This window comes from Isoptericola sp. GX10416, assembly GCF_056590155.1.
Window position 1 is genome coordinate 151,231 of record NZ_JBWPVO010000003.1, and the last position, 18,947, is coordinate 170,177.

Sequence of the window (18,947 nt, forward strand, 5' to 3'; positions counted from 1 at the left end):
CGCTGGCGGCCGTGTCCCCCTCCACGCCGTCCGCCGACGCCCGCACCCGGCTCGCCGACGCCCGCCTGTACCTGTGCACCGACGCCCGGTCCTCGACCGCCGACCTGGAGGACTTCCTGCACGCGGCCCTGCGCGGCGGTGTCGACGTGGTCCAGCTCCGCGACAAGTCTCTGGACGCCGCGCGCGAGCTCGAGCTGCAGGAGCTCGTGGCGGGCGTCGCCACCGCCCACGGTGCGCTGTGGGCTGTCAACGACCGGGCCGACGTCGCCTCGCTGGCCGGGGCGCCCGTGGTGCACATGGGCCAGGGCGACCTGCCGACGTCGGCGGTGCGCAGCCTGCTCGGGACCGGCCCCGTGCTCGGACGCTCCACCCACTCCGCGCGGCAGGCCGCGGCCGCCGACGCGGACCCCGGCGTCGACTACTTCTGCGTGGGGCCGCTGTGGGCCACGCCCACCAAGCCGGGACGGGAGGCTGTCGGGCTCGACCTGCTGCGCGAGGTCGCGGCGTCGGACCCGGCCACCCCCTGGTTCGCGATCGGCGGCATCGACCGCGAACGGCTGGACGCCGTGCTGGACGCCGGTGCGCGGAGGGTCGTGGTCGTGCGCGCGATCACGGCGGCGGCCGACCCGGAACGGGCCGCGCGGGAGCTGCGTGCGCGGCTCGTCGAGCGGCTGCAGGATCAAGACGGCACGAAGTGACCTGATCGGCAGCTCGGACTGCCGACCAGGTCACCGTCCGCCGATCGGATCCGACGTCGGCTACCCGGCCGGCAGGCCCGCGATCCCGGTACCCACGGGGTCGTCCTCGCCGTCACCACGCGGCCGACGTCGCGAGCCACGCGTGCCGCCCGCCATCTCGTCGCGCACCAACCGCACCCACAGCGCGACCGCGAACAGCCCGAACACCCACCACTGCAGGGCGTAGAAGAAGTTCTGCAGGTTCACGTCGGTGCCACCCTCGAGCACGGGGCGCGGCAGCGGCGCGGGACCCCCGGCGTCGGCGGGCACCTGCTCCGGGGACGAGCCGGTGTGCACCACGTAGGCGGTGTAGATCGGTCCGTCCCACGTGTTCGCCAGCGCGCTGGAGGCGATGTCCTGGGTCAGCGGCGGGCCACCGGGGTTCTCGGGGACGGTGCCGGTACGCACCGTCGACTCGGAGGCCTGCAGCCAGCCGTGCAGCGACACCTCCCCCGCCGGGACCTCGAGGGCCGCGTCCCCGGGCGTCGGGGAGTCGACCCAGCCGCGCACCACGGGGAGCACGGGCTCCCCGGACAGGGCCGCCCACGACGCGCCGCCCGTGCCGTCGTCCGACACGCGCAGCGGGGTGAGGACCAGATAGCCGTCGACGCCGTCCAGGGACCGCCCGGTGACGAGCATCTGGCCCGCCGGCTCGTACGTCCCGGTGACCTCGACCTCGCGCCCGACCAGCTCGCCGGGGAACGAGGACTGCGGTACGAGCACCTCGCCGAGGTCGACGGGTGCCGCCGCGGCCGCCTCTGCCGCCTCCTGCGCGGCGGCGAGGTTGGCCCGCTCGTACGCGCGGTCGATCTGCCAGACGCCCAGCCGGCCGCACACGGCCGCAGCGGCGAGGAAGATCAGCAGGATCACGATCATCCGCGGCTGGCGGGCGACCGCCCAGAAGGATCGGCGCACAGGCGGGTTCGGCACGGGGCCACGGTATCGGTGCCCGCGGCCTCTCCTGGAATCGCGTGGCGAAGGTCACCGTGCCGCGCGGCGGGCCGCTCGTGTCTCACGCTGCGCCGGGGACCGCCGTGCGATGGAATGAGCACGAACATGATCGTCCCTCTGCCCGTAGGAGCGTCAGATGAGCACCTCGACCGCCGATCCCACCACCTGGCCCGCCACCGGAGTCGCGGAGCTCTCGGACACGGACGTCGAACGTCTCGACCAGTGGTGGCGTGCCGCCAACTACCTGTCGATCGGCCAGATCTACCTGCTCGACAACCCCCTGATGCGCCGGCCCCTGGACCGCGACCACGTCAAGCCGCGGCTCCTCGGGCACTGGGGCACGACTCCGGGCCTCAACTTCCTCTACGCCCACCTCAACCGCGTCATCCGCGAGCGTCAGCAGTCCACGGTCTACGTCGCCGGCCCCGGTCACGGCGGTCCCGGGCTCGTCGCGAACACCTACCTCGAGGGCACCTACTCGGAGATCTACACCGACGTGACCCAGGACGACGAGGGGATGCGCCGGCTGTTCAAGCAGTTCTCGTTCCCCGGGGGGATCCCCTCGCACGTGGCGCCCGAGACGCCCGGCTCGATCCACGAGGGCGGCGAGCTCGGGTACGCGCTGTCGCACGCCTACGGCGCCGCGTTCGACAACCCGGACCTGCTGGTGGCGGCGGTCGTGGGCGACGGCGAGGCGGAGACCGGCCCGCTGGCCACCAGCTGGCACTCCAACAAGTTCGTCAACCCGGCGCAGGACGGCGTCGTGCTGCCGATCCTGCACCTCAACGGCTACAAGATCGCCAACCCGACGGTGCTGGACCGCATCAGCGACGACGAGCTGCACGCCCTCATGGTCGGCTACGGGCACACGCCGTACTTCTTCACGGGCGGGTTCGACGGCGAGGACCACGCGGCGGTGCACCGCCGGTTCGCCCAGCTCCTCGACGAGGTGATGGACCACATCGCGCGGATCAAGGCGGACGCCCGGGACGCGTCGCCGGGCGAGGAGCAGCGCCCCGCGTGGCCGATGATCGTCTTCCGCACACCGAAGGGCTGGACCTGCCCGCCCGAGATCGACGGGAACAAGACCGAGGGCTCCTGGCGTGCGCACCAGGTGCCGCTCGCGAGCGCCCGCGACACGCCGGAGCACCTCGAGGTGCTCCGCGACTGGCTGGAGTCCTACCGGCCGCACGAGCTCTTCGACGACGACGGCGCGCTGCGGCCCGAGATCGCGGCGGAGGCTCCGCAGGGCGAGCTGCGCATGGGCGCCAACCCGCACGCGAACGGCGGGCTGCTGCTCAAGGACCTGCGGCTGCCCGACTTCCGCGACTTCGCCGTCGACGTCCCCGAGCCGGGGGCCGCCCTGGCTGAGTCGACCCGGGTGCTCGGCAGCTGGCTCACCGAGGTGATCCGCCGCAACCCGGAGAACTTCCGCATCTTCGGACCGGACGAGGTGGCCTCGAACCGTCTCCAGGCCGTCTACGACGTCACCGACAAGCAGTGGAACGCGGAGTACCACGGGCCCGACGTCGACCAGCACCTCGCGCGCGTCGGCCGCGTCATGGAGATGCTGAGCGAGCACCAGTGCCAGGGATGGCTGGAGGGCTACCTCCTGACGGGCCGGCACGGCCTGTTCACCAGCTACGAGGCGTTCATACACATCGTCGACTCGATGTTCAACCAGCACGCCAAGTGGCTCAAGGTCACCAACCACATCCCGTGGCGCCGGCCGATCGCGTCGCTCAACTACCTGCTGTCCAGCCACACGTGGCGCCAGGACCACAACGGCTTCTCCCACCAGGACCCGGGCTTCATCGACCACGTGGTCAACAAGAAGGCCGAGATCGTGCGGGTCTACCTGCCGCCGGACGCGAACACCCTGCTGAGCACCTACGACCACTGCCTGCGCAGCCGCCAGTACGTCAACGTGGTGGTCGCCGGCAAGCAGCCCGGACCCCAGTTCCTGTCCATGGACGCCGCGATCGCCCACTGCACGCGCGGGCTGGGCATCTGGGAGTGGGCCGGCACGGAGGTCCCGGGCGAGGACCCGGACGTGGTGCTCGGCTGCGCGGGCGACATCCCCACGCTCGAGGTCCTGGCGGCCGCCGACATCCTGCGCCGCGAGCTGCCGGACCTCAAGGTCCGCGTCGTCAACGTCGTGGACCTCATGCGGCTGCAGGACGAGCGGGAGCACCCGCACGGTCTGGCGGACAAGGACTTCGACGGGCTGTTCACGCCCGACCGGCCCGTGATCTTCAACTATCACGGCTATCCGTGGCTCATCCACCGCCTGACCTACCGCCGCAACAACCACGGCAACATCCACGTGCGCGGTTACAAGGAGGAGGGCACCACCACCACGCCGTTCGACATGGCGATGCTCAACGACATCGACCGGTACCACCTGGTGCTCGACGTCATCGACCGGGTCCCCGGGCTGGGCTCCACGGTCGCCGGCCTGCGTCAGCGGATGGTCGACGCGCGCCTCGCCGCCCGGCAGCACACCCGCGAGCACGGCGAGGACATCCCCGAGGTGCGCGACTGGGTGTGGCCCGACGCCGGGCAGACGGCCACGGAGGAGGGCGGTCCGATGTACGACGCCGGCACGGCCACCGGCGGTGACAACGAGTGAAGCACGTCCGGGAGTGACCAAGCCGACGCCCCGCAACCGGTGCGCCGTCGTCGTGCATGCGATGGAATGGGCGTGACGTCCGACGCGAGCGAACAGGCAGGCAGTGAGCACACGCAGCATCTACATCGCGTCCCCCGAGGGGGACACCGGCAAGTCGACGGTCGCGCTCGGGGTGCTCGACCTCCTGGTCCGCCAGGTCCAGCGCGTGGGCGTCTTCCGGGCGGTCTCCCGGGTCCCGGAGCGGCCGGCGGCCGACGGCGGCACGGGCGTACGTGACCACGTCCTGGAGATGATGCTCGCCCATGACGGCATCGACCTGGACTACGCGGACGCCGTCGGGGTCACCTACGACGACGTCCACGCCGACCCGGACGGGTCCCTGGCCAGGATCGTGGCGCGGTACCACGCCGTCGCCGACCGGTGCGACGCCGTCGTGGTGCTCGGCACCGACTACACGGACGTCTCGGGAGCGACCGAGCTGGCGTTCAACGCGCGGGTGGCCGCCAACCTGGACGCCCCCGTGCTGCTCGTCGTCTCCGGCCGCTCGCGCGGGATCGACGACGTCGCGACCCTGACCCGGCTCAGCGTGGCGGAGCTGCGGGCGAGCCACGCCCAGCCGATCGCCGTGGTCGTCAACCGGGCCGAGGACGCCGTGACGGACGCGCCCACCGCGGTGCGCGAAGGGATCAGCGGCGAGGACCTGCCGACCTGGGTCATCCCGGAGGAGCCGTTCCTCGGCGCGCCGACCGTGGCCCAGCTCGCCGACGCCGTCGACGGCACGCTGCTGCTCGGCGACCGTGACCTCCTGGCCCGCGAGGCCCTCGACGTGATCGTGGGCGCCATGACGTTCGAGCACATGCTCGGCCACCTCGCGGACGGCACCGTGGTCATCACGCCCGGGGACCGCACGGACGTGCTGCTCGGGCTGCTGTCGGTGCAGGCGGCGCAGCGCTTCCCGTCGCTCGCGGGGCTGATCCTCACCGGCGGGTACCGCCCGTCGGGCCGGTCCGGGCAGCTCGCGGCCGCCCTGGAGCCGCACGTGCCGATCATCGCCACCACGATGGACACCTACGAGGTGGCCGGCGTCGCGGCGCGGACCCGCGGCGCGATGACGGCGACGGCGCAGCGCAAGCACGACGTCGCCCGGGCCATGTTCGAGCAGCGGGTTGACGGCGCCGAGCTGCTGGCCCGCCTCGCCGTCGAGCGCACCCCCGTGGTCACCCCGCTCATGTTCGAGCACGAGCTGGTCGAACGGGCCCGCGGCGACCGCCGGCGCGTGGTGCTGCCCGAGGGCGGCGACGACCGCATCCTGCGTGCCGCCTCCACGGTGCTCGCCCGCGGCATCGCCGACCTGGTGATCCTCGGCGACGAGACGACGATCCGCGCCAGGGCCACCGAGCTGGGCCTCGACATCGACGCCGCCGAGGTGCTCTCCCCCACCGACGCCGAGCACGTGGAGCGGTTCGCCGCCGAGTACACCCGGCTGCGAGCGCACAAGGGCATGACCGTCGAGCGTGCGCGGGAGATCGTCACCGACGTCTCCTACTTCGGCACGATGATGGTCCACCTCGGGCTGGCCGACGGCATGGTCTCCGGGGCCGCGCACACCACCGCGCACACGATCCGTCCGTCGTTCGAGATCATCAAGACGAAGCCGGGCGTGTCCGTGGTGTCCTCGGTGTTCCTCATGTGCCTGCCCGACCGGGTGCTCGTCTACGGCGACTGCGCGGTCAACCCGGACCCGACGGCGGAGCAGCTCGCCGACATCGCGGCGTCGTCGGCGGCCACGGCCGAGCAGTTCGGCGTGCAGCCGCAGGTCGCCATGCTGTCCTACTCGACCGGCACCTCCGGCACCGGCGCTGACGTCGACAAGGTGCGGTCCGCCACCGACCTGGTGCGCGAGCGCCACCCCGAGCTGAGCGTCGAGGGCCCGATCCAGTACGACGCCGCGGTGGACGTCTCGGTCGCGGCCTCCAAGCTGCCCGAGTCGTCGGTGGCCGGGCGGGCGAGCGTCTTCATCTTCCCGGACCTCAACACGGGCAACAACACGTACAAGGCGGTGCAGCGCTCGGCCGGGGCGGTCGCCGTCGGCCCCGTCCTGCAAGGACTGAACAAACCGGTCAACGACCTCTCCCGTGGCGCCCTGGTCCCGGACATCGTCAACACCGTGGCGATCACCGCGATCCAGGCGCAGTCCGTCGGCACCCCCTCGAACGGAGCCCGAGCATGAGCATCATCCCCGAGCCGGACCGACCCAACCCGTTCAGCGCGTACGGTGCGCACGGCTCGGTGCTCGTGCTGAACTCCGGCTCGTCGTCGCTGAAGTACCAGCTCGTCAACCCGGTCGGCGGCGAGGCGATCGCCGCGGGCACGGTCGAGCGCATCGGCGAGGCCGGTGGCGCGACGGGCATCGTGACGCACACGTTCGCGGGCAACCGCACCCGCCGCGAGCTCGAGGTGCCCGACCACGGCGAGGCGCTGCGGTTGGCCCTCGACCTGTTCGACGAGATCGGGCCACGGCTCGCCGACGCCGGCATCTACGCCGTCGGGCACCGCGTGGTGCACGGCGGGGCGGAGTTCTCCGGACCGGCCGTCGTGGACGACGAGGTGGTGGACCGCATCGAGGCGCTCGTGCCGCTCGCCCCGCTGCACAACCCCGCCAACGTCCAGGGCATCCGGGTGGCACGCGAGCTGCTCGGCGACGTGCCGCACGTCGCCGTGTTCGACACGGCGTTCTTCCAGGCGCTGCCCGCCGAGGCCTACACCTACGCCATCGACCGCGACGTCGCCGCGGCGTACGACGTGCGCCGCTACGGGTTCCACGGCACCAGCCACCAGTACGTCACCGGCAAGGTGGCCCGCGTGCTGGGCCGGCGCGTGCAGGACCTCAACACGATCGTGCTGCACCTCGGCAACGGGGCCTCGGCGTCGGCCGTGCGGGGTGGCGTCCCCGTCGACACGTCCATGGGGCTGACGCCGCTCGAGGGTCTCGTCATGGGGACGCGGTCGGGCGACATTGACCCGGCCGTCGTGTTCCACCTCGCGCGCAACGCCGGGATGGACGTCGACGAGCTCGACACGCTGCTCAACAAGCGCTCCGGCATGCTCGGGCTCGCCGGCGTCAACGACTTCCGCGAGCTGCGTCGGCTCATCGACGACGGCGACGAGGACGCGGCGCTCGCCTTCGACGTCTACGTCCACCGCCTGCGCAAGTACGTGGGCGCCTACGCGGCCCTGCTGGGCCGTGTGGACGTCATCGCGTTCACCGCGGGCGTCGGGGAGAACGACCCGGTGGTGCGGGCCGCCGTCTGCGAGGGCCTCGAAGGCTTTGGGATCGCCGTCGACGCGGACCGCAACGCCGCGCGCGGTGGCGAGCGCATCGTCTCGCCGGACTGGACGTCCACGCTGGTCATGGTGATCCCGACCATGGAGGAGCTGGCGATCGCCCGTCAGTGCGTCGAGGCGGTCGACGGCCGCGAGCCGACAGCGGCGGTCACCTCCGGCTGAGCCGCTCACGCCCGGCGGTCGACCGCACGGTGCTTCGACCGGAGCCGGACGTGCGCCACCTGCGCTCAGGCGACGGCGAAGATCACCCCGGCGATCGCGAAGCCCATCACGCCGATGCCCGTCTCCATGACGGTCCAGGTGCGCAGCGTGGTGCGCACGTCCATGTCGAAGAACCGGCCGACCAGCCAGAAGCCCGAGTCGTTGACGTGGCTGAGCACGACGGACCCCGCGGCCACGGCGACCACGATCGCGGCCAGCTCGACGGAGCCGTAACCGCCCGCGGCCACGGCGGGCGCGATGAGTCCCGCAGCGGTGGTCAGCGCGACGGTCGCGGAGCCCTGGGCCACGCGCAGCACCGCGGCGATGACGAATCCGGCGACGATGACCGGCAGGCCCATGTCGCCCAGCACCTCGGCCAGGGCGTCGCCGATGCCGGAGGCGCGCAGCACGCCGCCGAACATGCCACCGGCCCCGGTGATGAGGATGACGGAAGCGACCGGCCCGAGCGCGGAGTCCAGCGTCTTCTCCAGGGCGGTGCCCTCGACCCCCCGGCGGCGGCCGAGCACCCACGCGGCCACCAGGACCGTGACGAGCAGCGCGACCGGGGTGGCGCCGACCAGGCCGGCGACCGCCACGGCCGTCGAGCCCTCGGCGACCCAGCCGGCCGACACCGCGGTCTCCAGCCCGGTGTTGGCGAAGATGAGCACCAGGGGCAGCAGCAGGATGCCGACGACGGCGCCGAAGCGCGGTGGGTTCGCGATCTGGGCGTCATCGGCGCGGCCGAGGATCTCGGGCACGGGCAGCTCGAAGCGTCGTCCGGACCACCGGCCGAACAGGTAGGCGGTGACGTACCAGGTCGGCAGCGCGGCCACGAGGCCGACGAGCAGCACCATCGCGACGTCCGCCCCGAGGAACTCGGACGCGGCCACCGGTCCGGGGTGCGGGGGCACGTAGATGTGCATCACGGAGAACGCACCGGCGACCGGCAGCCCGTACAGCAGCACGGACCCGCCGAGCCGCCGAGCGACCGCGAACACGATGGGGAGCATGACGACGAGGCCGGCGTCGAAGAAGATCGGGAACCCGAACAGCAGCGAGGCGATACCGAGCGCGAGCGGTGCGCGGCGCTCCCCGAACCGGGAGACGAGCACGTCGGTGAGGACCTTGGCGCCCCCGCTGGTCTCGACGAGCCGGCCGAGCATCGCCCCGAGCCCGACGAGCAGCGCGACCGCGGCCAGCGTCGAGCCGAACCCGTCGAGCAGCACGTCGACGATGCCGCCGCTCGGCAGACCCGCGGCGACGGCGGTCAGGAGACTGACGAGGATCAGGGCGACGAACGCGTGCAGGTGGACCTTGATGATGAGGAGGAGCAGGAGCGCGACGGCGACCGCCGCGATGGCGAGCAGCGGCCCGGCCGTGAGGGTCTGGGTCCAGTCGTCAGGCGTCATGGGTGGTCCTTCCGGGTGGTCGGGCCGGAGCATCGTGCGACGACGTCGTCCACGATCTCCTCGGGCGGTGCGGCGACGTCGGCGGTCAGCCCGTCCTCGTCGTCGTCGAGGGGTTCGAGCGTGGCGAGCTGCGACGGGAGCAGCGAGGTCGGCATGAAGTGGCCCGACCGCCCGGACATCCGTTCGGCGAGCAGCTCGGGCGACCCGTGCAGGTGCAGGAACCACACGCGGCCGCGGGCGGCGCGCAGCACGTCGCGGTAGGAGCGCTTGAGGGCGGAGCACGTGACGACGGCGGTCCGTCCGGCATCGGCCTCGTCGCTGAGCCAGTCGCGGATCGCGGCCAGCCAGGGCGCCCGGTCGGCATCGGTGAGCGGGGTGCCCGCACTCATCTTGGCGATGTTCGCCTCGGAGTGGAACTGGTCGGCCTCGGCGTACTCGACGCCGATCCGGTCGGCCAGCAGCTGGGCGATCGTGGTCTTGCCCGAGCCGGAGACCCCCATGACGACGACGTGCGTGACGGCGTCGGCCGCCGCGTCGCGGGGGTGCTGCTCGGGACTCTGTGCGGCGGGTGTGACGTCGGTGTCCATCGGTTCGACTTCCGTGTCGGCGGGTCAGTTCCACGAGGATGCACGATTGGTAGCACCATTGCAAGCGATTGGTGCTACCAATTGCGCCCGGCATCGACCTCGGTAGGCTCACCCCATGCCGCCCCCCGCCCTGCACAGCGCCGTCCTCGACGCCGTCGGCCGGGCCATCACCAGCGGCGACATCGCCCCCGGGGCCCCGCTCACCCTCGAGTCGATCGGAACACAGCACCAGGTCTCTCGCACCGTGGCCAGGGAAGTCATGCGGATGCTCGAAGGGCTGGGGCTCGTGCGCTCCCGCCGACGGGTCGGGCTCGTCGTGCTCCCCATCGCGGAGTGGAACGTGCTCGACCCGCGGGTGATCCGCTGGCGCCTGGCCGGACCTGGCCGCGACGAGCAGCTCCGCACGCTCACCGAGCTGCGCCACGCCGTCGAGCCCCTGGCCGCCTCGGGTGCGGCGCGGCACGCGTCCCCGGCCGAGCGCGCCGAGCTTGTGGACCTCGCCGCCCGGATGCGGGTGCTCGGCGCCCGGGGCGACCTCACCGAGTTCCTCGCGCTCGACGTCCGGATGCACGAGCTGCTCCTGCGCGCGAGCGGCAACGAGATGTTCGGCGCGCTGGCCGCCGTCGTCGCCGAGGTGCTCGCCGGCCGCACCCACCTCGGCCTGATGCCCGCCGCACCCGTGCCGGAGGCGCTCGACCAGCACCAGGCCGTCGCGCACGCGGTCGCCGACGGTGACGCACCGGCCGCCGAGGCCGCGATGGCCGCGCTCGTCGGGGAGGTCCGCCGCGCTCTCGACACGGCGCCGACCGGCGAGGAGACGCCGTGACCGTCCTGCTCGACCCGCCGGCCTGGCCCGCGCACGGCCGCCTCTGGTCGCACCTCGTCTCCGACGAGTCGCTGCACGAGCTGCGGACGTTCGCGCGGGCAGCCGGCATCCCCGACCGCGCCTTCGACCTCGACCACTACGACGTGCCGGAGGATCGCCACGACGACCTCGTCGCCGCCGGCGCGACCCCGGTGGACGGCGGCGAGCTGGCCCGACGCCTCGCCGCCTCGCACCTGCGGGTCCCCGGCCACGAACGACGGCGGGCCAGGCGGCCGGCGCTGCGAGCCCGGTGGGAGGCGCTCTGGCCCGACGTCGGTGACCGGTCGGCGCCCGCCGCCGGTATCGCCGTCGTCGGTGAGGACCTCGTGGACCGGTGGCGTGAGCCGCACCGGGTCTACCACGGCCGCCTCCACCTGGCCGACGTCCTCGACGCCCTCGACCTCTTGGCCAGCCAGTCCGGTGCCCCCGGCCGGGAGGCGTGGCTCGCCGCCGTCGCGCTCTGGTTCCACGACGCGGTGCACGACGGCGCCACCCCGGACGACGAGGAGCGCTCCGCCGCGCTCGCCGGCAGCCACCTGGGACCGCTCGCGCAGCACGGCGTGCTGCCGGACCGGGACGTCGCCGAGGTCGGGCGGCTCGTGCGGATGACCGCCGGGCACGACCCGGACGCCGACGACCCCGCAGGCCGCCTGGTCAGCGACGTCGACCTCGCGGTCCTCGGGGGCGACCCCGGCCGCTACGCACGCTACGTGGCCCAGGTACGCGCCGAGTACGGCGACGTCGGCGACGCGGACTTCCGCGCCGGCCGCGGCGCGGTGCTCGAACAGCTGCTCACCCTGCACACGGGGCCGGGGCTGTACCGGACCCCCGCCGCACGGCACCGTTGGGCCGACGCCGCCGAACGGAACCTGCGCGCCGAGCTCGCCCGGCTGCGCTGATCAGGGCCGGCGCAACCGTCGCATCACCCGTATCGCCTCGGTGAGGACCTTGCTGGGCACGTCCCCGCCGAGCGCGTACAGGGTGTCCATCGACAGCCCCGCGCTCAGGCCGCGCTGCGCCACGACGCTCTGCACCTCGGTGACCGCCTCGATGGCCTCCCGGCCGTGCCGTCGTCCGAGGCCGGAGGCCTTCATCCCGCCCATCGGCGCGCCCGCCGCCCCCCAGGCCTGCAGGTAGCCGTCGTTGATGACGACGGTGCCCGCCTCGACCCGCGCGGCGATGCGCCGCGCCCGGGCGACGTCCCGCGACCAGAGGGAGGCGTTGAGGCCGAACTCGGTGTCGTTCATGACCCGGATGGCCTCGTCGTCGCTGGCGACGCGCGAGACCGCCACGACCGGGCCGAACGTCTCCTCGTGCAGGCAGACGGCGTCGTGAGGGACGTCGTCGAGCACGGTCGGAGCGTAGAAGTACGGGCCGACGTCGGCGCGGTGCACCCCGCCGGCCAGGGCACGCGCTCCCTTGGCCAGGGCGTCGTCGACGTGCGCGACGACCTTGTCGAGCTGTGCGCCGGAGACCAGCGAGCCGACGTCGGCCGTGTAGTCGAGGCCGGCACCGAGGGCGAGCTCGCGCACCGCCGGGACGAACCGCTCGAGGAACTCGTCGGCGATGCGCTCGTGCAGCACGAGCCGCTCGATCGACATGCAGAGCTGACCGGCGTTGGAGAAGCAGGCCCGCACCACGCCCGGCACGGCGGCGTCGAGGTCGGCGTCCGCCGCGACGTAGAGCGGGTTCTTGCCGCCCAGCTCGAGCGTCGCGCCGATGAGCCGCTCCCCCGCCCGCGCGGCGACCTTGCGCCCCGTCGCGGTGGAGCCGGTGAACGCGATGTGGTCGACGTGGTCCACGAGCGCGGACCCGACCTCGCCCCCACCGGCCACGACCTCCAGCAGGTCGTCCGGGAGGCCCGCCTCGGCGAAGAGCTCGGCGGCCCACAGCGCGGAGAGCGTCGTCTGCGGGTCCGGCTTGAGCACGACGGCGTTGCCCGCCAGCAGCGCGGGGATCGCCTCGGAGAGCGCCAGCGTGAGGGGATAGTTCCAGGGGGCGATGACACCCACGACGCCGACGGGACGCCGGTGCACCCGCGCGCCCGTCAGCACGGGCAGCGCACCCGGCACACGACGGTCGGCGAGGTAGCGCGCCCCCCGCACCACGTAGTGGCGGCAGGTCTGCGCGACGTCGGCGACCTCCTCGAAGGCGTTGCGCCGCGACTTGCCGGACTCCATCTGGATCAGGTCGAGGATCTCCGACTGCCGGTCGAGCACCAGCGTGCCGAGCCGGTCGAGCACCCGGGCGCGCTCGGCGAGCGGCCGCGCGGCCCAGTCGTGCTGGGCGGCCCGTGCCCGCTCGACGGCGCGGGCGACGTCGTCGGGACCGGAGAGCGGGACCGCAGCGAGCGGGGCGCCGGTGTACGGCAACGTGCTGCGGTGGGTGCCGGCGTCGTGGGAGGTGACGATCCTCTTGACCAGCGGGGACACGACCTCGGGTTCGAGGACGTAGGTGGACGAGGGCAGCTCTGGATCGATGAGATCGCCCAGAGCGCCGTCGCTCTCGTGCGCGGTTGCCATGGCCGACACTCTATGCGGCGCAGGTGACGGCCCCGTGAACGATGCGTCAGATGTCCGTGTCGTTCGCTCTCAGCGGGAGACGTCGAGCGTGCGCCCGAGCACGGTGCACTCGACGTCCGCATAGCCGAGCGTCGCGTAGAACCCCTGGACGGCGGCGTTCGAGGTGCGCACCATCAGGCGCACCCTGCTCGCACCGGCGTCCCGCAGCCACTCCTCCGCGGCCGTGACGAGCCGTCGGCCCAGACCCGTGCCCTGGAGCTCGGGACGCACGGCCACGTAGTAGAGCCATCCGCGGTGCCCCTCGTACCCGGCCAGCACCGAGCCGACGACGGCGGAGGTCGCGTCGAGCGCGACGAGCACCGTGGACGTGGGGTTGCGCCGCGCGTCGGCGATGTCGCGGTGAGGGTCGTTCCACGGTCGCGTCAGGTCGCAGTCGCGCCACAGTGCGACCACCTGCTCGACGTCGTCGTCCCTGATCTCCCGCAGGCGCGTCCCCGCCCCGACGGGATCGCTCACCGCGGCTGGTAGGGCGACATGACGACCTCGACCCGCTGGAACTCCTTGAGGTCCGAGTACCCGGTCGTGGCCATCGCCCGGCGCAGGGCACCGACCAGGTTCGTGGTGCCGTCCGCCTGGCGGCCCGGGCCGAAGAGGATCTCCTCGAGGGTGCCGCCCGAGCCCACCGAGACCCGCTCGCCGCGCGGGAGCTGCGAGTGGTGCGCCTCGGGGCCCCAGTGCCAGCCCCGGCCGGGCGCCTCGGACGCCCTCGCGAGCGCCGCGCCGAGCATGACCGCGTCGGCGCCGCACGCCACGGCCTTGACGATGTCGCCCGAGTGGCCCACCCCGCCGTCGGCGATGACGTGCACGTACCGGCCGCCGGACTCGTCGAGGTAGTCGCGTCGTGCGGCCGCGACGTCGGACACCGCGGTCGCCATCGGCGCGTGGATGCCCAGGCTGACGCGGGTGGTGTGGGCCGCCCCGCCGCCGAAGCCGACGAGCACGCCCGCAGCACCGGTGCGCATCAGGTGCAGCGCCGCGGTGTAGGTCGAGGCACCGCCGACGACGACGGGCACGTCGAGCTCGTAGATGAACCGCTTGAGGTTCAAGGGCTCGGCGTTGCCGGAGACGTGCTCCGCGGAGACGGTGGTGCCGCGGATGACGAACAGGTCGACCCCGGCGTCCACGACCGTCTGGTAGTGCTCCTGGGTGCGCTGGGGGGACAGCGCGCCGGCGACCGTCACACCCGCCGCGCGGACCTCCTTGAGGCGCTGCGTGATGAGCTCCGGCTTGATCGGCTCGGCGTAGATCTCCTGCATGCGGCGCGTCGCCTGATCGGCGGGCAGCTCGCAGATCTCGGCGAGGAGCGTCTCCGGCGACTCGTACCGCGTCCACAGACCCTCGAGGTCGAGGACGCCGAGCCCACCGAAGCGGCCCAGCGCGACCGCGGTGTCCGGGCTCATCACCGAGTCCATCGGCGCGGCCATGATCGGCAGGTCGAAATGGTAGGCGTCGATCTGCCACTCCGTGGAGACGTCCTTCGGGTCGCGCGTCCGGCGCGAGGGCACCACCGCGACGTCGTCGAAGGAGTACGCACGGCGACCGCGCTTGCCACGTCCGATCTCGATCTCGTTGCTCACCCCGCAAGCGTACCGGGCACCGCGGGCGGGCTCCGGACGGTTGCCGGTGGCTGTCGGTGGCTGGTGGCATCGTCAGCGGCGAGGACACGAGGGAAGGAGTCCGGAATGGACGACACCGCCTGGACCGGTGGCCCGCTGCTCGGTTTCGACACCGAGACCACCGGGGTGGACGTGCACACCGACCGCATCGTCACCGCTGCGGTCGTGCTGCGCACGGCGACCACGACGGACGTGCGCACCTGGATGATCGACCCCGGGGTCGAGATCCCCGCCGAGGCCGCGGCCATCCACGGCGTGACCACGGAGCACGCCCGCGCCCACGGGGTGCCGCCCCGCCAGGCCCTCGCCGAGATCGCAGCGGTCCTCGCCGAGCACACCCGCGCCGGGGTACCCGTCGTGGCGTACAACGCGGCGTTCGACCTGACGCTCCTGGACGCCGAGCTGGCGCGCCACGGGCTCACCACGCTCCCCGAGCTGCTCGGCCGGCCCGTGTCCCCCGTCCTGGACCCGTTGGTCATCGACCGGTGGCAGGACCGCTACCGCCGCGGCAAGCGGCGCCTCGGCGACCTGGTCGAGCTGTACGGCATCACCGGGGAGGGCGAGCTGCACAGCGCGGACGTCGACGTCCTGGCGACCCTCGACGTGCTCGACGCCCAGCTGCACCGCTACCCGGAGCTCCGGGCGGTCGCCCTGGACGCCCTGCACTCGGCCCAGCAGGACGCCCACCGCCGGTGGGCGACGAGCTTCAACGAGTGGCGACGCACGAAGGGTCTCGACGGCCCGGGAGCCTCGACGGCGTGGCCGGTCGAGCCTCCCGCGGCCGGCTGAGACAGGTCAGGAGACCTTGTAGTTGGGTGCCTCGACGGTCATCACGATGTCGTGCGGGTGGGACTCCTTGAGGGAGGCCGACGTGATCCGCACGAACCGCCCGTTGGCCTGCAGCTCCGGCACGGTGCGGGCACCGACGTAGAACATCGTCTGGTGCAGGCCGCCCACGAGCTGGTGCGCCACCGTGGCGAGCGTCCCCTTGTAGGGCACCTGGCCCTCGACGCCCTCGGGGACGATCATGTCGTCGCTGGCGATCTCGGCCTGGAAGTACCGGTCCTTGGAGTAGGACTTCTTCCCGCGCGAGGACATGGCCCCCATCGAACCCATCCCGCGGTAGGCCTTGAACTGCTTGCCGTTGACGAGGATCTGGTCGCCCGGCGCCTCCTCGGTGCCCGCGAGCATAGACCCGAGCATCACGGCCTCCGCCCCGGCGACGATGGCCTTGCCGATCTCGCCGGAGTGGCGCATGCCGCCGTCGGCGATGACCGGGACGCCGGCCGCGCGCGCCGCCAGCGACGCCTCGTGCACGGCGGTGATCTGCGGGACGCCGACGCCGGTCACGACGCGGGTGGTGCAGATGGAGCCCGGGCCCACGCCGACCTTGATGGCGTCCGCGCCCGCGTCGACGAACGACTGCGCGCCCTCCTTGGTCGCGACGTTGCCGCCGATGACCTGGACGTCCTTGGTGGCGGGGTCGGTCTTGAGGCGACGGACCATGTCGATCAGCATCCGCACGTTGCCGTGGGCGGTGTCCGCGACGAGCACGTCGACCCCGGCGTCGATGAGGGTGGTCGCACGCTCCCAGGCGTCACCGAAGTAGCCGATGGCCGCGCCGACCATGAGCCGGCCCTGCCCGTCCTTGGACGCGTCCGGGAACTGCTCCGACTTCACGAAGTCCTTGACGGTGATCAGCCCGGCGAGGCGACCGTCGTCGTCGACGAGCGGCAGCCGCTCGAGCTTGTGCTTGCGCAGCAGCGCCGTGGCGTCGTCCCGGGAGATCCCGGCACGGCCGGTGATCAGCGGCTGCGGCGTCATCACCTCGGAGACCGTGGTGGTGGCCCACTCGGCCACGGGGGTGAAGCGCAGGTCGCGGTTGGTCACGATCCCGACGAGCCGGCCGGCGCCGTCCAGCACCGGGAAACCGGAGACGCGGTACTGCCCCGCCCGCTCGTCGAGCTGCTCGAGCGTGGCGTCGGGCCCGATGGTCACGGGGTTGGAGATGATGCCCGTCTGGGTGCGCTTGACCAGGTCCACCTGGTACGCCTGGTCGGCGATCGACAGGTTCCGGTGCAGGACGCCGAGGCCGCCCTGACGCGCCATCGCGATCGCCATGCGCGACTCGGTGACGGTGTCCATCGCGGCCGAGACGAGCGGGACCTTCAGCGAGATCTCCCGCGTCAGGCGGGACGTCGTGTCGATGTCCGTGGGAGCGAGGTCCGAGTACCCCGGCAGCAGCAGGACGTCGTCGTAGGTGAGGCCGAGGAATCCGAACGGGTCGTGCGCTGGCGAGGTCGTCGTCTCCGTCATGTCACGAGTCTACGGCGCACCCCGAGGCCCGCGGAGGTGCGGTCCGTCACGCAGGACGGGCCGCCGGCTCCGGGTGTCCGCGCTCAGGTGGAGACCACGGCGAGCACCTCGTGCAGCAGGCCCGTGAAGGACCGCACGCGCTGCACCTGCGCGGCGAGGGGGATCTCGGTCGCGACGTCGTCGCGGCGGAGCCCGACGAAGATCGGCAGGTCGGGGAACCCCTCGTGCACCGCGTGGACGACGTCGATGTCCGGCCGCCGCTGGGTCGTCGCCAGGACCAGGGCGGCGGGGCGCACCATCGTCACCAGCTCGAGGGAGCGCCGGGTGCTCGCGGGGCCGGTGACGATCCGTGCCGTCTTCCCCTTGGCGGTCAGGGCGGCTGCCAGCGCGTGCGCGGAGAGCGGCACGGCCTCGTCGGGCGCCGCGAAGATGAGGACGATGTTGCGCATCCGGCTCGGGTGGTTGGCCGGCGGCCCGCCGTTCTGCACCACCGCCTGCTCGAAGGCCTCGGTGAAGGACCGCAGGGCGTGCAGGGCGGCGGTGGCGAGCACGACCTCCGGCACGGCCCCCGGACCGGCGAGCACGGTCCGCTCGGCGACCCGGCTCCAGGCCGGCTCGAGGAGGTTCGCCCACCAGACGGCGGGATCGCCCTGGGCGGGGATCCGCAGCAGGTCGTCGCAGCGGCCCTGGTCGTAGGCGAGCGCCGCGTCGACGACGGCGGACACCTTGCCCGACGCGTTCTGACCCGCGCCATGGCCCGGCGCGGCGTGCGCGCCCTGCCCCCCGCCGGGGAGCGCGCGCAGGTGCGCCCGGCCGGTTCGTCCGGCGCTCTCGCCGTCCTCGCGCACGGGGGGCGCCTCCGGTTCGGAGCTGCTCTCCGGGGGCACCGGCGGGCCGGACCTCTGCGCCTCGTCGAGCTCCTCGACGTCGGCCTCGAGCGCCGCCTGGGCAGCGTCGACGGGCGCGACGCCCTCGAGCGTGAGGCGGCGCATGACGAGCAGCCGGGCGACGTCGTCGGGGGTGTACCGCCGGTGCGAGCCGGCCGTACGGTCGGAGGGGCCGAGCCCGTACCGTCTGTCCCAGGTCCGCAGCGTCGCCGGGGCCACGCCGAGACGGCGTGCGACGGCTGCGACAGCCAACCCGGGGCCTGACGGGCGTGACCCGCCCGAGTCCTGGGCCGGTCGCGAGGTGGTCATGCCTCGATTCTGCCAGTGCTGCGCGTGACCGCCACCGCGGCCTGCGGCGCGTCACGATCCCGGCGAGGATCCCCGACCGAAACGAGTCACTCGTTTCACGAAACCGGTTCACGACCTGGTCAGCCCCACATCGAACACCCAGCGTGCCCAACTTGCTCCAGCCCCTTGAACAACTTCTGCACAACTTGTAGGTTGTTCGCCATGACGGAGATCTCGAGACTGCCTGGGCCAGTCATGGAGTTGTGGGAGTGGCAGTACCAGGGCGCGTGCCGCGACGCGGACGACACCCTGTTCTTCCACCCCGAGGGTGAGCGCGGGTCGACCCGGCGGCGACGTGCGGAGGCCGCGAAGGCCATCTGCCACTCGTGCCCGGTGATGATGCAGTGCCGCGAGCAGTCGCTGCGGGTCCGCGAGCCGTACGGCGTCTGGGGCGGGCTCAGCGAGGACGAGCGCACCGCCGCGCTGGCCGGCCGCGACCGCAAGGCCGGCTGAGACTCCCCCCCCCCCCCC

Annotated in this window: 16 protein-coding genes; 8 read left to right on the forward strand and 8 right to left on the reverse strand. The window is 73.0% G+C overall.

All coding sequences use genetic code 11. The annotated features are described in order from the left end of the window. Positions 1–11: 11 nt before the first annotated feature. Positions 12–698 carry a thiamine phosphate synthase gene (gene thiE, locus ACWAT2_RS06445; protein WP_402372345.1) on the forward strand — a complete coding sequence of 229 codons (687 nt, stop codon included), beginning with the start codon at positions 12–14 and terminating at the stop codon, positions 696–698. Between the two features lie 60 nt (positions 699–758). Here the strand turns inward: thiE and ACWAT2_RS06450 are convergent, their stop codons facing one another. Beyond that, positions 759–1,667, reverse strand: a complete 909-nt coding sequence (locus tag ACWAT2_RS06450; protein ID WP_402372347.1) for an SURF1 family protein — start codon at positions 1,665–1,667, stop codon at positions 759–761. A gap of 157 nt (positions 1,668–1,824) precedes the next feature. Between ACWAT2_RS06450 and ACWAT2_RS06455 the strand changes: the two genes are divergently transcribed. The 3 genes from ACWAT2_RS06455 to ACWAT2_RS06465 all read left to right on the forward strand — a co-directional run bounded on the left by ACWAT2_RS06455 (position 1,825) and on the right by ACWAT2_RS06465 (position 7,827). After that, the gene (locus tag ACWAT2_RS06455) at positions 1,825–4,320 is read left to right on the forward strand and encodes a phosphoketolase family protein (RefSeq protein ID WP_402372348.1); all 2,496 of its coding nucleotides are present in this window, start codon (positions 1,825–1,827) and stop codon (positions 4,318–4,320) included. A gap of 103 nt (positions 4,321–4,423) precedes the next feature. After that, positions 4,424–6,550, forward strand: a complete 2,127-nt coding sequence (pta, locus tag ACWAT2_RS06460) for a phosphate acetyltransferase (RefSeq protein ID WP_402372350.1) — start codon at positions 4,424–4,426, stop codon at positions 6,548–6,550. Next, on the forward strand, positions 6,547–7,827 hold the full coding sequence (locus ACWAT2_RS06465; protein ID WP_402372353.1) for an acetate/propionate family kinase: 1,281 nt from the start codon (positions 6,547–6,549) through the stop codon (positions 7,825–7,827). Before pta ends, ACWAT2_RS06465 begins: the two co-directional genes overlap by 4 nt. Before the next feature lie 65 nt (positions 7,828–7,892). On the opposite strand, the gene ACWAT2_RS06470 is transcribed toward ACWAT2_RS06465, so the two are convergent. Together ACWAT2_RS06470 and ACWAT2_RS06475 are read right to left on the reverse strand one after the other, a co-directional pair. Then, complete coding sequence (locus ACWAT2_RS06470) at positions 7,893–9,275, reverse strand: GntP family permease (protein ID WP_402372355.1); 1,383 nt, start codon at positions 9,273–9,275, stop codon at positions 7,893–7,895. Continuing rightward, positions 9,272–9,862 (reverse strand): gluconokinase, encoded by a 591-nt coding sequence (locus ACWAT2_RS06475; RefSeq protein WP_402372357.1) that lies wholly within the window; start codon positions 9,860–9,862, stop codon positions 9,272–9,274. Before ACWAT2_RS06475 ends, ACWAT2_RS06470 begins: the two co-directional genes overlap by 4 nt. Before the next feature lie 115 nt (positions 9,863–9,977). Between ACWAT2_RS06475 and ACWAT2_RS06480 the strand changes: the two genes are divergently transcribed. Both ACWAT2_RS06480 and ACWAT2_RS06485 read left to right on the forward strand, forming a co-directional pair. Beyond that, a complete protein-coding gene (locus tag ACWAT2_RS06480; protein WP_402372359.1) occupies positions 9,978–10,688 on the forward strand; it encodes a FadR/GntR family transcriptional regulator in 711 nt (236 codons plus the stop codon). Next, on the forward strand, positions 10,685–11,626 hold the full coding sequence (locus ACWAT2_RS06485; protein WP_402372361.1) for a DUF4031 domain-containing protein: 942 nt from the start codon (positions 10,685–10,687) through the stop codon (positions 11,624–11,626). The genes ACWAT2_RS06480 and ACWAT2_RS06485 overlap by 4 nt, the downstream gene beginning before the upstream one ends. Here ACWAT2_RS06485 and ACWAT2_RS06490 read toward each other — a convergent pair whose 3' ends face one another. The 3 genes from ACWAT2_RS06490 to ACWAT2_RS06500 form a co-directional block, all read right to left on the reverse strand. Next, entirely contained in the window at positions 11,627–13,249 is a 1,623-nt protein-coding gene (locus ACWAT2_RS06490) for a succinic semialdehyde dehydrogenase (RefSeq protein ID WP_402372363.1), read from the reverse strand. It abuts the gene before it with no gap. 69 nt (positions 13,250–13,318) lie between these two features. Then, positions 13,319–13,765, reverse strand: a complete 447-nt coding sequence (locus ACWAT2_RS06495; protein ID WP_402372366.1) for a GNAT family acetyltransferase — start codon at positions 13,763–13,765, stop codon at positions 13,319–13,321. Further along, positions 13,762–14,886 (reverse strand): GuaB3 family IMP dehydrogenase-related protein, encoded by a 1,125-nt coding sequence (locus ACWAT2_RS06500; RefSeq protein WP_402372369.1) that lies wholly within the window; start codon positions 14,884–14,886, stop codon positions 13,762–13,764. Before ACWAT2_RS06500 ends, ACWAT2_RS06495 begins: the two co-directional genes overlap by 4 nt. A 105-nt stretch (positions 14,887–14,991) precedes the next feature. Here ACWAT2_RS06500 and ACWAT2_RS06505 point away from each other — a divergent pair, with 105 nt between their 5' ends. Beyond that, complete coding sequence (locus ACWAT2_RS06505; RefSeq protein ID WP_402372371.1) at positions 14,992–15,714, forward strand: exonuclease domain-containing protein; 723 nt, start codon at positions 14,992–14,994, stop codon at positions 15,712–15,714. 6 nt (positions 15,715–15,720) lie between these two features. Here ACWAT2_RS06505 and guaB read toward each other — a convergent pair whose 3' ends face one another. Then, complete coding sequence (gene guaB, locus ACWAT2_RS06510) at positions 15,721–17,241, reverse strand: IMP dehydrogenase (protein ID WP_402372373.1); 1,521 nt, start codon at positions 17,239–17,241, stop codon at positions 15,721–15,723. A gap of 83 nt (positions 17,242–17,324) precedes the next feature. Then, positions 17,325–18,437, reverse strand: a complete 1,113-nt coding sequence (locus ACWAT2_RS06515; RefSeq protein WP_402372375.1) for a MerR family transcriptional regulator — start codon at positions 18,435–18,437, stop codon at positions 17,325–17,327. Between the two features lie 201 nt (positions 18,438–18,638). Here ACWAT2_RS06515 and ACWAT2_RS06520 point away from each other — a divergent pair, with 201 nt between their 5' ends. After that, positions 18,639–18,929 carry a WhiB family transcriptional regulator gene (locus ACWAT2_RS06520; protein WP_402372377.1) on the forward strand — a complete coding sequence of 97 codons (291 nt, stop codon included), beginning with the start codon at positions 18,639–18,641 and terminating at the stop codon, positions 18,927–18,929. Positions 18,930–18,947: the final 18 nt, after the last annotated feature.

Coding starts and splice junctions, on each gene's coding strand:
- ACWAT2_RS06455 (WP_402372348.1), top strand. CDS start 1,825: ATGAGCACCTCGACCGCCGATCCCACCACCTGGCCCGCCACCGGAGTC.
- ACWAT2_RS06465 (WP_402372353.1), top strand. CDS start 6,547: ATGAGCATCATCCCCGAGCCGGACCGACCCAACCCGTTCAGCGCGTAC.
- ACWAT2_RS06470 (WP_402372355.1), bottom strand. CDS start 9,275: ATGACGCCTGACGACTGGACCCAGACCCTCACGGCCGGGCCGCTGCTC.
- ACWAT2_RS06475 (WP_402372357.1), bottom strand. CDS start 9,862: ATGGACACCGACGTCACACCCGCCGCACAGAGTCCCGAGCAGCACCCC.
- ACWAT2_RS06480 (WP_402372359.1), top strand. CDS start 9,978: ATGCCGCCCCCCGCCCTGCACAGCGCCGTCCTCGACGCCGTCGGCCGG.
- ACWAT2_RS06490 (WP_402372363.1), bottom strand. CDS start 13,249: ATGGCAACCGCGCACGAGAGCGACGGCGCTCTGGGCGATCTCATCGAT.
- ACWAT2_RS06505 (WP_402372371.1), top strand. CDS start 14,992: ATGGACGACACCGCCTGGACCGGTGGCCCGCTGCTCGGTTTCGACACC.
- guaB (WP_402372373.1), bottom strand. CDS start 17,241: ATGACGGAGACGACGACCTCGCCAGCGCACGACCCGTTCGGATTCCTC.
- ACWAT2_RS06515 (WP_402372375.1), bottom strand. CDS start 18,437: ATGACCACCTCGCGACCGGCCCAGGACTCGGGCGGGTCACGCCCGTCA.
- ACWAT2_RS06520 (WP_402372377.1), top strand. CDS start 18,639: ATGACGGAGATCTCGAGACTGCCTGGGCCAGTCATGGAGTTGTGGGAG.